Origin of the sequence: Psychrilyobacter atlanticus DSM 19335 (assembly GCF_000426625.1) — a bacterium.
Taxonomy (GTDB): Bacteria; Fusobacteriota; Fusobacteriia; order Fusobacteriales; family Fusobacteriaceae; genus Psychrilyobacter; species Psychrilyobacter atlanticus.
Genome location: NZ_KE384548.1, coordinates 509,400 through 523,485, shown reverse-complemented (window position 1 = coordinate 523,485; position 14,086 = coordinate 509,400). Strand labels below are relative to the sequence as shown.

General features: G+C 27.7%; 14 protein-coding genes. 5 read left to right on the top strand and 9 right to left on the bottom strand.

The features are described 5' to 3' along the window. Positions 1–62: 62 nt before the first annotated feature. The 5 genes from K337_RS18635 (at position 63) to K337_RS0114295 (ending at position 5,565) form a co-directional block, all read left to right on the top strand. A complete protein-coding gene (locus tag K337_RS18635) occupies positions 63–1,115 on the top strand; it encodes an amidase family protein (protein WP_051251805.1) in 1,053 nt (350 codons plus the stop codon). An 11-nt stretch (positions 1,116–1,126) separates the two neighbouring features. Further along, complete coding sequence (locus K337_RS0114310; protein WP_028857205.1) at positions 1,127–1,993, top strand: phosphotriesterase family protein; 867 nt, start codon at positions 1,127–1,129, stop codon at positions 1,991–1,993. Positions 1,994–2,003: 10 nt separating this feature from the next. Beyond that, positions 2,004–3,113: an aminotransferase class V-fold PLP-dependent enzyme gene (locus K337_RS0114305; RefSeq protein ID WP_028857204.1), complete on the top strand. Its 1,110-nt coding sequence runs from the start codon at positions 2,004–2,006 to the stop codon at positions 3,111–3,113. Next, the gene (locus K337_RS0114300) at positions 3,114–4,268 is read left to right on the top strand and encodes an alanine racemase (RefSeq protein ID WP_028857203.1); all 1,155 of its coding nucleotides are present in this window, start codon (positions 3,114–3,116) and stop codon (positions 4,266–4,268) included. Positions 4,269–4,356: 88 nt separating this feature from the next. Then, entirely contained in the window at positions 4,357–5,565 is a 1,209-nt protein-coding gene (locus tag K337_RS0114295) for a phosphopentomutase (RefSeq protein WP_028857202.1), read from the top strand. Positions 5,566–5,824: 259 nt separating this feature from the next. Here K337_RS0114295 and K337_RS0114285 read toward each other — a convergent pair whose 3' ends face one another. The 9 genes from K337_RS0114285 to K337_RS0114240 all read right to left on the bottom strand — a co-directional run bounded on the left by K337_RS0114285 (position 5,825) and on the right by K337_RS0114240 (position 13,849). Beyond that, positions 5,825–6,457: a DJ-1/PfpI family protein gene (locus K337_RS0114285; RefSeq protein WP_028857201.1), complete on the bottom strand. Its 633-nt coding sequence runs from the start codon at positions 6,455–6,457 to the stop codon at positions 5,825–5,827. A 51-nt stretch (positions 6,458–6,508) separates the two neighbouring features. Next, positions 6,509–7,438, bottom strand: a complete 930-nt coding sequence (locus K337_RS0114280) for a helix-turn-helix transcriptional regulator (protein ID WP_028857200.1) — start codon at positions 7,436–7,438, stop codon at positions 6,509–6,511. Positions 7,439–7,835: 397 nt separating this feature from the next. Next, positions 7,836–9,335 (bottom strand): ATP-binding protein, encoded by a 1,500-nt coding sequence (locus tag K337_RS18630; protein ID WP_084140909.1) that lies wholly within the window; start codon positions 9,333–9,335, stop codon positions 7,836–7,838. Between the two features lie 678 nt (positions 9,336–10,013). Further along, positions 10,014–10,169: a transposase gene (locus K337_RS19655; RefSeq protein WP_084140908.1), complete on the bottom strand. Its 156-nt coding sequence runs from the start codon at positions 10,167–10,169 to the stop codon at positions 10,014–10,016. 251 nt (positions 10,170–10,420) lie between these two features. Then, positions 10,421–11,125, bottom strand: a complete 705-nt coding sequence (locus K337_RS0114260; protein WP_156877394.1) for a YczE/YyaS/YitT family protein — start codon at positions 11,123–11,125, stop codon at positions 10,421–10,423. 519 nt (positions 11,126–11,644) lie between these two features. After that, positions 11,645–12,298 (bottom strand): FadR/GntR family transcriptional regulator, encoded by a 654-nt coding sequence (locus tag K337_RS0114255; RefSeq protein ID WP_028857198.1) that lies wholly within the window; start codon positions 12,296–12,298, stop codon positions 11,645–11,647. Between the two features lie 251 nt (positions 12,299–12,549). Continuing rightward, complete coding sequence (locus K337_RS0114250) at positions 12,550–12,849, bottom strand: hypothetical protein (protein ID WP_028857197.1); 300 nt, start codon at positions 12,847–12,849, stop codon at positions 12,550–12,552. A 23-nt stretch (positions 12,850–12,872) separates the two neighbouring features. Next, positions 12,873–13,010 (bottom strand): hypothetical protein, encoded by a 138-nt coding sequence (locus tag K337_RS0114245; protein WP_156877393.1) that lies wholly within the window; start codon positions 13,008–13,010, stop codon positions 12,873–12,875. 380 nt (positions 13,011–13,390) lie between these two features. After that, positions 13,391–13,849, bottom strand: coding sequence for a hypothetical protein (locus tag K337_RS0114240; RefSeq protein ID WP_028857195.1), 459 nt, complete (start codon positions 13,847–13,849; stop codon positions 13,391–13,393). Positions 13,850–14,086 lie beyond the last annotated feature (237 nt).

Sequence of the window (14,086 nt, the reverse complement as noted above, 5' to 3'; positions counted from 1 at the left end):
GGAGTAATAAATTTTAAATTAAAGGGAGTATAAAGCTCCCTTTAATAATAGGAGTTGTAGTCATGAAGAATATCTTAAATTTATCATTAAAAACAATAACTGGAAGAGAATTTTTACAAGAGTCTATAGATATAATAAATAAAGATACACTTCTCCTTGCAGATAGATCAAATTTTAGAAAAAATTATTTTATAGGAATAAAAAACAATAAAAATATTGAGCGAGATTTTATAAAGAAAATATGTGATGGCGATGAATTTATTTGGCATACAATAGATTCTGGAAGCGATAGAGGTAGAGCAGTAGATATAAAATTAAAGAATCCAATCACAGGAAGTTTAATGACTGGATCTTCAAGTGGTACAGCTATTAACGTGTTATACGGAATAAATGACCTAGGAATTGGAACTGATGGTGGTGGGTCTATAATCTACCCTGCAATGTCATTGAACCTTTATTCTCTAATGGGAAAAGGGATAGGGTTACATGGTAAATACACTAAAGAATCGACAGATGGGATAAGTTTTACTCCAGGAATAGGTTTTATTAGCCATGAATTTGATGTAATAGAAAAAGCTATTAAAAAATTAGGATATGATTTAGATAGTGAATTAAATGCAAGTATGAGAATAGGAACAATAAATATAAATAAAATAGAAAATAAAGAACTTTTTAAAAAAATTAAATTAAATTTTGATAAAAGAGAAATTAATATAGAAGATGAGTTTAATGATGATAGAAATGAACTTATGAAATCATTGAAAGAAATATTTGAAAACAAAGATATAATAATAACTTATGAAAATGATATTGAAATAGATGGATTAGGAGATTCAGTTTTTGGAAGTTTGGGGAAAAAAAGTAGAAAGAATCAAAAAAATTCAAAAAAAGTATTAGGAAAAGTAGCTAATATGATGAATTTAACAGTTGTAACTATTCCTGATGAAAGATTAGCATCTGGTGTAATTATACTAGCAAGAGAAGGAGTAGAATATGGAATAGAAGCTCTAAAAATAGCTTCTAAACTTAGTGGAGAATACCTGCCAAAACTATATTATAGATATTTTAAAAATTCATATCTAGATAGTAAAAATGATATGATATTTGATTTATAGGAGAAAATATAATGAATTATACAATGATGCATGAGCATATGTTTATTGATCTATCTGTAATTAAGAAAAGTGATGATTGCAGGTTAGATTGTAAAGAAGAAACTATAAAAGAATTAAAAGAACTTTATAAAAATGGAGTTAGAAATATAGTAGAGGTAACAAATATTGGAATTGGTAGGGATATAAAATATATTCAAGAAGTTGCAAAAGAAAGTGGCATTAATATTTTAATTTCAACAGGTTATTATAAAGAGCCATTTTTACCAAAAGAAGTATCAACAAAAACAATAGAAGAACTAGCTGAAAAAATGATAGAAGAAATTACTATTGGAATAGATGGTAGTGAAATAAAAGCTAGTATTATTGGGGAAATAGGGACAAGCAAGGATAAAATGACAGAATTAGAAAAAAAAAATTTTATGGCTAGTGCAATAGCCCATCTAAAAACAGGAGTACCGATAACAACTCATACAACTTTAGGAACTTGTGGAATGGAGCAAGTAGAGTTGTTTAATAAGCTAGGAATAAATCTAAAAAAAGTGATAATAGGTCACCTAGATCTAAGTGGAGATGAAGAATATATTGAATTAATTTTAAAAACAGGGGTAAATATAGAATTTGATACAATCGGAAAATTAAGTTATCTATCAGATGAGATTAGAGCAGATATATTAACTAGTCTAATCAATAAAGGGTGGGAAGAACAAATTGTTTTATCAATGGATATAACTAGAAAATCACATATGCAATATTTAGGTGGAGTAGGATATAACTATTTATTTGATACTTTTATTCCAATGTTGATTGAAAGAGGTGTAACCAAAAAATCCATAGAAAAATTATTAAGAGATAATCCGAATAGAATTTTAAATATATAGGAGGGAAAATTTGAAAACATTTCCATTAGAATCAATAACCTTAGAAGAAGCAAAGAAGAAACAATTTGATTTAATAGATACTATTACAGCTAATTTTACTGGAGAAGAGATGTTATCGTTAGGCGATTTAGGGGTAAGAAGTGGGACGAATAAACCATATCAAACAATAAAAGTAGAAGAGGTATTGGCAGATTATTTTGGAGCAGAAAAGGCAGTATTAGTAAGAGGAGCGGGGACTGGAGCTCTTAGGTGGGGATTCATATCTCATTTGAAAGCAGGAGATAAAGTTTTGGTTCATGATGCTCCAGTATATCCAACAAGTTTAGTTAGTTTAGAAACTATGGGAGTAGAATTTATAAAAGCTAATTTTAATAATATTTATGATTTAGAAAGAGTATTATTGGAAAATAAAGGGCAGTTAAAATCTGCATTAGTCCAATATACAAGACAAAAAATAGAAGATAGTTATGAAATAGGAGAAGTGATATCAAAAATAAAAGAAATTGATGAAGACACAATTATTATTACAGATGATAACTATGCTGTAATGAAAGTGCAAAAGATAGGAGTAGAGTTAGGAGCAGATTTATCAGCTTTTTCGCTGTTTAAGTTATTAGGTCCTGAAGGAATTGGTTGTTTAATTGGCAAAAAAAAATTAATTGAAAAAGTAGTGAAATATAATTATTCTGGTGGGAGTCAAGTTCAAGGATATGAAGCTATGGAAGTTTTAAGAGGGTTAACTTATGCTCCGGTAGCTTTAGCTATACAAGGTGAAGTAAATGAAAATTTGTGTAAACTATTAGAAAGTGGTGAACTTGAGTTTATAAAAGGGGCTGTATTAGCTAATGCTCAGTCGAAAGTATTATTAATTGAATTTAAAGAGGAAATAGCGGAGGAAATTTTAAAGGAAGCTAGTAAGCTAGGAGCTTTACCTAATCCTGTAGGAGCAGAATCGAAATATGAATTTGTGCCTTTGTTTTATAGAATATCTGGAACCTTTAGGAAAGCTGACTCGACACTAGAAAAGAAAATGATAAGAATTAACCCAAATAGAAGTGGAGAGAAAACAATAATTAGAATTTTAAAGGAAGCTTATAAAAGGGTAAAGGAGAGTAAGTAGATGTTTTTAGAAATAACAAGAAAAAGAAATCCTAAACTTATAGAAATTGCAAGAAAGTTACATAAGACAAAAAAGATATTGCCGGATACTTATGTAATAGATGTAGATGCCGTTTTGGAAAATGCAAAAATGATAAAAGAGTCGGCAGATAAATACGGGATAAAACTTTATTATATGTCAAAACAATTAGGTCGAAACCCTTATATATGCAAAAAGATAGATGAACTTGGATATGAAGGAGCGGTAGTTGTAGATTATAAAGAAGCAAGAGTTCTCCATAATCAAGGAGTTAAAATAGGACATGTAGGCCACTTAGTCCAAATTCCTGATAGTTTAATAGAAAATATACTAGAGATGAATCCTCAAATTATTACTGTATACAGTATAGAAAAAGCTAAAAAAATAAATGAAGCAGCAAAGAAAAAAGGAATTATTCAAAGTATAATGCTAAAAATCTATAAGGATGGAGATTTATTGTATCCTGGTCAATATAGTGGATTTGAAATTGAAAAAATAGATGAAATAATAGAAAAATTAAAAGGTTTTAAAAATATCAAAATAGATGGAATTACTCATTTCCCTTGTTTTTTATATGATGAAAAAACAAATAAAATTGAAGCAACCCATAATTTAAATACTGTGATTGAAGCAAATAAGAGATTAGAGAAAAATGGAATTAAAGTTTCTCAATTAAATCTACCGTCTTCAACTTGTGTGAAAAGTATGGGGAAAATAGCTGAATTTGGAGGAACCCATGGAGAGCCAGGACATGGATTATCAGGAACCACTCCTTTTCATAATGAGTTATCAGCACCTGAATTACCTGCAATTGTATATGTAAGTGAGATTTCTCATAATTTCCAAGGTCATGGGTATATATATGGAGGAGGACATTATAGACGTTCACATGTGGAAAATATAATTTTAGGCGGAGATGCAAAAAACGAAAGATTATCAAAAGTAGTTATGCCATCACCTGAAGCTATTGATTACTATTTTGAAATTGAAGACGAAGGTATAATAGGTGAAGCAACTATTATGGCTTTTAGAACTCAAATTTTTGTAACTAGAAGTGATGTAGCATTAGTAGAAGGATTATCTAAAAATTCTCCTAAATTAGTTGGAATTTATGATTCATTAGGAAGAAAATTATAAAATAAAGAGGGGGAGTTTATCCAAAAGAAAAGGGATAAACTCCTAATTTTAATAAGTATCAATATTATTTTAAAAGAAGGAGATAAATATGGGAAGATTTATAGTAGTAGTCATAGATTCATTTGGTATCGGGTATATGGATGATGTAGAAAAAGTGAGACCACAAGATATAGGGGCTAACACTTGTAAACATATTTTAGAGAAAAAATTAAATTTAAATTTAAAAACTTTTGAAAAATTAGGCCTTATTAATGCTTTAGGAAAAAAAATAAATATTATGGATATTTCAAAAGAAGCTAATTTTGGTCAATCTAAATTACAACATTTTGGAGGCGATACCTTTTTTGGACATCAAGAGATAATGGGATCAACACCTAAGAAGCCTCTAGTTCAGCCTTTTTCAAAAGTAATAGATAGTGTCTATTTAAGGTTAATAAAAGAAGGTTATGAAGTAAAATATGTAGGTGAAACTTTAAAATATCTTTTAGTGAACAATGTTTTAACTATTGGAGATAATTTAGAAGCTGATCTCGGACAAGTATACAACCTTACAGCAAATTTGGATAAAATTTCTTTTGATGAATTGCTAAAGATAGGTAAAATTGTAAGAGAGGAAGTAAAAGTTGCGCGTGTCATAGCTTTTGGAGGAGAAGGAGTGACTATTCAGGAGATTCAAGATGCTAAAGAAGAAAAGTTGGGGAAATATATTGGGATAAATGCTCCTAAATCAGGAGTGTATAACAAGGGATATGAAGTAAGGCATCTAGGTTATGGTATAAATGAAAAAACGCAGGTTCAAACTATATTAGGTAAAAATGAAATAAAAAGTATTTTTGTAGGTAAAGTTGCTGATATAGTAGAAAATTTTTATGGAGAAAATTATGAAGGTATAGTTGATACAAATAAAATATTTAAAATATCTCTAGAAAAAATTAAAAATACAAAGACAGGTTTCTTTTGTATAAATATCCAAGAAACAGATTTAGCAGGGCATGCTGAAAACGTGGAGAGATATGTAGAGAAATTAAAAATAAGTGATGAAAATTTAGAAAAAATAATAGATTTATTAAATGAAGACGACATTTTGTTAGTTACTGCAGATCATGGTAATGATCCTACCATTGGTCATGGGAAACATACTCGTGAGAATGTCCCTATATTGATTTATAGAACAAAAATAAAAGGAAAGTATATAGGTCATAGAGACACTCTATCAGATATTGGAGCTACTGTAGCAGAATATTTTGGAGTTGAAATGCCAGAAAATGGTAAAAGTTTTTTAGAATTAATTAAATAGGGGATATCCTAGACCGCTTATCCCTGTCATACTCCGAGGATCACCTCTTCAGGGAATGAACTTTGTGTTCTTCTATCCAGGGGGTCTATGGGTGGCAGAGATGGTCGAGGTTCCCCCAATCTTGTACTTATTGAATCAACAAAGTGCTGCCCTATATGGGTCGTACTTTACAGATGAAAGGAGAATATCTGGAAAGACTCCAAGTAAAAGGTGAAAACTTATTATTTTCTCATTTAATATCTAATTTAGGAATAAATATCTAGACTTCAGTTGATAGTGATAATAGTTCCATATAATATTTGGGATCTCCTGTAGAATAATAATTAAACCATGCTTCTATCATCTCATTTGGCAAAATTTTTAGATATTGCATAATTTGTTTTGCCCATAATAATCCACCTGCGGAATTTGCCGTAATTAGATTTTTATCTACAAAAGAAAGATCATTTTGATATAAATCTTCTCCTGTATATATCTCTGAAAAATAATTTAGATATTCTATAGAATTACTTGTATGCAAATGTGTATTCAATATCCCTAGATTCGCTAAAGCAAGCGTAGCTCCACATATAGCAGCTACTAGAATTTCTTTATCCATATACATTTTTATTTTTTCTAAAATAATTTTGTGTTTAGGTTCATCCCACTTATCTGAACCAGGAAGAAGAAGAGCCGCCATTTCACTTTTTTTTATTTCATCCACAGAAGAATCGGGAAGGATTGTCAATCCTCCTAAAGTATGAATTGGTTCCTTATTACTCCCAACAGTCTTAATACAATATTTTTTATTTCCTTTATTGGGTATTGATTTCATATTAATCGCTGACATTATATATCCTAATTCCCAATCCGCCATCCCATCTAAAATATAAACATAAACTATTTTTTTCATAATATACCTCCTTAATAACATAAAACAATTATATCACTAGAATAGTGACAACTATATGTCACTGTTTCTAGAAATATTTTCTAATGTTTTTTCTAAATGGAATTTTATTTTTGCAGAAAATGAAGCTGGAGAAATTATTTTAATTTTATTCCCAAATCCTAAAATAATGGAAAATAGTATAAAATCATCTTCTTTTATCGCAACTTCGCTTGTTATTTCATTTTCAGTTTCATTAACAATTATTCCTTTTAAATATTCTTCAACCAGAGTTTGGACTTCTCTTCTATACCTTAGTTTTATTACAATATTATTGTTGTTTCGATTTTTTTCATGCTCTTCCATTAACTCTTTAATATTATACGATTGAATCCAATTATCATTATTTTGTTTTGAGTTTTTCATTCTAATTATCTTATACATACGAAATTTTTTATTGTAATAATTATAACCAAAAACATACCAACCATACCATTTATAAAAAACATGCAATGGATCAATTTTTATTTTTTTACATTCATTTTTTATATTAGTATAGTCAAAGGAAACTGAAGATTTATTTTTAATTGCATTTTTTAATATAGAAATACTTTCTATAACATCTATATTTTCATTAACTACTGAAAAATCAAGTTCTAAGGGTTTGTTTTCATCATAATTAGAAAAAATATGTTTTACTTTTTCATAAGTTTCATGAACTTCTTTTTCACCATAGATACTTTTTAAACTTTCTAACGCAAGCAAAATATACTGTGAATTGGTTTTATTAATTATTTTTCCATTCAATTTATATTCTCGATTAATTGAGTATCCTCCTTTTGAGCCAATTTCAGAATATATCGGAATTCCTGCTAAACTGAGAGTATCTACATCTCGAAGAATAGTTCTCCTAGATACACCAAAATATTTTGCTAATGTATTAGCACTTACACGGTCTCTATTCAAGATATAAAATAAAATTCCTAAGATCCTTTCAAATTTCATTTTCACTCTCCTTTATTTTTATTTTAAATTAATCTTAACTTTAAATTTTTAAGAAGTCAATTTTTTAAATAGAAGTCTATAACTATAAAAAAAGGCAGGATATAAAGGCAAAATGGGATGAATAGGAGATTCTATCTAGGAGGGGTGGGGAAGGATTTTAAAAAAAGACCCCCAGGAACAAATCCAGGGGGATATCATTATTTAAATCTTTTTTGATCCTAAAATAAAATTTACGCTCCTAAAAAGATTCTTTTCGCTCCTATAGTTCTAAAACTCTTTATTTTTCAAGGATTTCATTGGTCCTGAAAAGCTCCTTTTCGCTCCTAAAAAATTATTTACGCTCCTATAATTCAATAAATTATTAATTTTTAGAAACTTTATTACTCCTAATTCAAGGTTAAAAGTCTATTGCTATCTTATAAAAAGTTCCTCTTCCTATTCCTAGTTTTTTTATATATTTTTTTTCTACTAGTTTATTAAAAAGTTTAGTCGTTTGATTTTTAGTTAGGTGAAAGTTCTCTTGAACATCTTTATTGCTGATAGTTTTATTGGTAAGTAAATATATCAGAAGATCTTTTTCTATCTTATTTAGGTCATCTAAAGATTCAATTTGTTTTTTACCATCCTCAATTTTTTCTATATTCCAGAATTTAAAAGTAAATTTATCTTTATCTTCCTCAATGTCTGGATGCTTATATGAATAATCTTTTACAGCTTTTAAGATCTTAGGAATCCCGCTGCCGGCTCTTTCACATAAATTTAAGTGTCTAAAAATTTCTTGAATAATATGATTTCTTGGGTCAGAATGTTCTCCTTCGAAAAAGTCTTCCTTGGAAATTCTCAAGGTCCCTGGATTTTCAAATTGAAAGTAGTTAGGATATTTAGTTACTTTAATTGGCTGTTCTAACTCAAAGTTAGCGTGAATTATTGAATTAATAAATGCTTCTCTTAGAGCTATATGAACTTCACTTAATTCTTCCCTGGTAATGTTATCTTCTAAAATTTTAAAGTTTTTTTCCAAATTATTATAGATTCTATTTATTGCCAAATAGAAAAAATTATATAGATTATCTTCCCAAGTACCATCATATACAAGTCGGTCGCTCCACCTTTCATGACTTAAATCACTTTTGTCTATGTATTCTACGTGGAAATGCGGCAACCTCTCTTTTATAGCCTCTGATTTTCCAAAAACCAATAAGCCACCTAAAGTTAATTCCAAGGTATTGGTTCTTCTGTTTTTCCTAAGAACTTTTAGTTTAATTAAAAAATCCTGGTCACTCAGCCCTGTAAATGGATGTTCCGATTTTAGGAGGGAAAACCTTTGTCTGTAAGATCTTATTGCTTCTGGATCTAAATCATCAATGGTAAAATTCTCCAGTAAACTGTTATCCAAAGATTCATTACTGGAATCCTGGATCATTATAATCATCTCTTGTTCTGTACACCTGTAATCTCCCTCATAGTTCCTTTTGAAAGTAGTCTTGGGATTGTTGTTTAAGTAAACTGGCTTATCTTTATAATAAGCTTTGGGGACATCTATGATGATTACAACTTTATCGTCTATGATTTTTTCAACGATATTTTGATCTGTGATAATATTTTTGCTAACTTTTTGAGAATTATTCAAAATATCAAACATTTCTTTTTTTACCTTATCCGGGCTTTTTACTCCTGAAATATTTAGTCCTGTAGAAGTTTCCTCTATACCTAAAATTAGGAGTCCGCCATCTGTATTGGCAAAGGCTGAATAACTTTCTAACGCTTCCTTTGGGAAGCTATTTTTAGATTTTTTCAGTTCGATTTGATAATTCTCCTCTATATTTATCAAATATTCTTTCAACTCTATACCTTCTAATTTTTTAATTTTATTTAAAATCTCTCTTATTGTTCTCACCTCTTTAATATGAAACTTTTCTATTACTTAATTATATCATATCTTCTGGGTTAAATATTATGCTAGGAATGAAAAACTTGAAGAAAATAGGAAAAACACGGACAAATTTAAAAGATTATCGCAAACAAAAATCGAAAAAGTGTTAAATAAAAGGACACTAAAGTTTAGGTGTCCTTTTAAGGTTGATTTTATTGGGTTTATTTTCAAAAGGTTAGTAAAATATCATAAATCTATCTTTATAATTTTATTTATATTTCACCTTTACAACATATAATTTTATACTTACTTTTTATATAAGATCATTTATTTTAATATTATGTTTCTTTACAACATCCATAAGTTCATTTCTAGGCATTTTAGACATTCTATTAACTTTTATACCTTTTTTTCTAATTCATCTCTAATTTCAACATATAGTACCTTTAAAGATTTTTTATATTTATAATTATTAATTTTATTTGCTTCTTCATAATTTGTATATTCTCGTTACTTTGTCAACTTACTTATTGGATGAACTCTAGATAATTCAGTGATCATAGTTTGACATTGTTCATTACTTAGTTTTTGGCGAATATGGTTATAGCCTTTTTTAAGATATCATTCTCTTCTTTTAATTTTTTCATTTCTTTTTTTATCTGTTCTAACTCTGAATGAGATTCATTTTTCAATTTATTCTTTTCAGCTCTTTTTTTTCTTACCTACTACCCAGTATCTAACTGTTGATTGTGGCACATCATATTCAATTGCTAAGTCTTTTATCTCCTTACCGTTACCATTGTTATACAATCTAACTATGGTTTCTTTTACCTCATCACTAAATCGCTCATTTGCCATACTAGACCTCCTCTTTTCTATTCGATTTTATCATATCAAACGAAAATACGATTGTCCAATTTCTATACTAACACCAACGAATCAACAAAATCAGACATAAAAAAAATGACTCCTGTATAATACAGAAATCATCTTTTATGAATTCAAGTTATTTTTTTCTTAGTGTCGTTAAGAAGTCCTTGAGAAATAGTCCAATTTATAATTAAAAGTTTATTATTTTTCACAAAACCTTTTTAATCTTTATATCCAAGCTACACTTTTTTTTGGTTTAATTTTTTTAAAAGATCCATCTCTAACATCGCATGAAATTTAACACTTTCCAATCCTACATCTTTAATATACTTATCCCTTACTGGCATGATCAAACGAATCATAGGACCCATCAAAAGAGCTGAGACTAGAGTACCCCAGTATATTCCTCTGAGTTCTCTAAAAAATGTAAAAGAAAATACTAAAGAAAGAATGAACATTATACAGTCAAACCCCAGTTTTACATTTCCTAGTTTGATTTGTTTTGATATTGAAAGTTCTTTAACAACATTATCAAAGGGTAAAACAGGTAGCTCACTTTTAGCAAAAAATATTATTCCTTTAGCACAGATTAGAGAACCTAAAACATATACCGCTACTTCTTGAGGGAATGTTGTTAGTGTCATATTTCTTAATAAAAAATTTGATAAATCAATAGCTTCACCAAATATAACAGCTACGCCAAAAGAGAATATATATCTCATCTTTAATTTTTTCATTATAAAAACAGTAACTATAACTACTATCAATTGAGTTAGGTAAGTCCACTGACCAAAAGTTATACTTTGAAATCTTTGACTAAAAACATAGGCTAGAGATGTTAATACCGACATCCCTAAGTTAGCTTTAACGATAAGAATAATACCTATACTCAACATGATTACTCCTAATATAAAATTAATAATTTTATGTATTTTAAATTCCATTTTTACCTTGTATGATAAGTATATAGGGTTCTTATCACACCCTCCTTTCTTATTTATTTTAAATATCCTATAAATATTTTTAGATTGTTAAGTACAAAATACACTAATACTGCAGAGTTTTAATTTTTTTATAGCTTTGACTACCTATTAATTAGTTTAATTAGCCTTTGAGTTCTTATTTTGAAAGAAATCAATTCAATTATAGTAAGCATTTTAGGGAGACGAAGGAAAGAGGTATTACTATTCTCTTTGTGGTATGAAATTTTAATAAAAAATTTTTTTTAGAAATTAAGACTTAACTATTCATAGTTGATTTCTTACTCATTACTGCTCTAGAGAATTCAGGTATAGTTCTTCTAATTTTAATAAATTAATGATATTATCTTTATGCATACAAAACCTCATCATAAATTTCTTAATCAATTCCTATGATATCAGATTTTGTATGCTTTTTTATTTTATTTAGTATTTCAAGGCTATTACGCCCTATCTAAGGCCTTATAAAACTTTTTATGTAATTTATATAGTTAAAATTTTAGTAATAATTTCTTCAGCTTTTTTTGAATCCTTTAATTCTATTGCTTCAAATAATTCTATATGTAATTTATCAAATTCCTCATTGAGTTCTTTAAATTCTCCCCTTTGTTCTATAGAATTAGAAATAAATTGCGATATTGACCTATAGAGATCAATAAATATTGTATTATGACAAGCTTCAGCAATAGCCATATGAAATTCTACATCTGCTTTACTATTTTCTTTTATTGATTCTTTAACGGAGTGTCTATTTTTTAAAGTTTCCCTTAATTTTATCAAATCATCTTCTGTCCTTCTCTGTGCTGCAAACTTAACAATCTCTGTTTCTAGAGAAAAACGAACTTCATTTACTTCACGTATATTTGAATTATTTAATCTATTTAAAATGTTTGCTTCAAACCTTCCCAATGACATTACATAGGTCCCATTTCCTTGACGTGATTCTAAAACACCTGCTTGAATAAGTGATTGAATTGCCTCACGAATCGTATTTCTACTAACACCAAAGGTTTTTACCAAATCTGGTTCAGATGGAATTTTATCTCCTATTTTTAATGTCCCATTTTTAATGGCATTTTCTATTTCATTTGAAATTTGTTTTGGCAGTGAAATTTTAACGGGTTTTTTTATTTTCATAAATCCTCCTAATATAATTTATTTTTTAATGACCCAATCATTGGACAATTCTATAATAAAAAAAAATAAAAGTCAATAAAATATTAATATCAGACTATTCTAGAAAAATTTGGATTTTCTCTTCCAATTTTAGAAAACACTAATTGCCAATTATTTCTTCTAAATTAAATTTTTTCTCCATACCTTGTCCTAATTGAGAAATTGAAGGTATTATTCCATTTGGAAATATTTTTTTTAATAATTTCCTAATATTAGTTAGCTGTATATTTGTTAAATTTTTTTTTGATTTTTAATAATTTATTATTATAATCGGAATAATTTCCTAAAATACAGTCTATAAATATATAATCTATCCATATTTCATTTCCATTTTTATCTTTTTTTACATCAGGACACAAACTTAAAGGGCAACTTAATTCATTTAATATTACATTGACTACATCAAATTCTTCTTTAAAATTAAATTTTGCAAATAAAAATGGATTGCGGCTATATTCTTTTACATATTTAATAAATTCTTTTTTATTTGCTACTTCTTTTAAAACCCTCATATTCAACCACTCCTATTTATTAATTAGAACCACTCCATTATAGTTTCTTTGATGCGTTCTCTTTTTTTTGTAGCGGTCATATCACTATCAAACATTATTATATTTTTACTGTTATCTTTATTACATTTAATTACAATACTATTATGACATCGAATTATCATAAAGCTTACTCCTTTATAATTTAAATGATTTATTTCTTTTCTTAGATCAAATTGCATCATTTTATACACTTCCCTTTTCTTTTCATTTTTAATCACCTTTTATTAATTTTCTCTGATAACATAAAAACATATTAAATTCCTTTAATTAATGTCCGTTGACATCTTGTTGTTAAACTAAGTGTCAAAATAGCTAAAATATTTAAGAAGAAGTATTTTCGTTTTACCAACTTAATGATAAGACTAAAAAGTCAAAGGCACTTAAATTAATTTGCTTGTAATAAGATTCTGGTAATCTTTTGTTGTTATTAATCATGAATAGATAAGCAAGTTTAAAGTTTAATTAGTAAAAAAACTAATGAAACCACTTCTTTATATTTTATTTATAGATTTTTTAGAGCTGCTTTATTTTTTAACTTTGATTTACAATTATCAAAATGCCATCTCGTCATAATTGGTTTATTGCCTTTTTTGCCACAATGAGGACATTCAACTATATTTAAATGTTCTTTTTTCTTTTTCCTTAAATTCAAATTGCAACTTTCACATAAACATTTTAGATTAGATGGTGAATTATCTTTAAGTTTTCCATTTATATTAATAATATAAATATCATCTTTACTTTTACAAGTTTCACACATAATTTTTTTATCTAATAACTTCATTTTTCTTTCGTAAACATATGTTTTAGACTTATAAATACTTGGTATTGGTTGTTGCTTACAATTATCAAAATGATTCTTTATCATATTTTTAATTCTATCTACCTTACCACAATTTGGACACATTACTATTTTTTCTTTATTTCTCAACAGATACTCTATCATTTCTAAATTTAACATAAACCTCCTTTAATACCTATTAATACTAACTTTATTAAATTTAATATAAATCAACATAATGAGAAGCTTCAGCGATAACTATATAGAATTCTACATCTGCTTTAATAAGTGATTGAATTGTCTCACGAACTATATTTTTAATGATACTAAACATTTTTACCCAATCTGGTTAAGATGAAATTTTAACCCATATTTGAAATGTTCCGTTTTTAATGATATTTTCTGTTTCATTTAAAA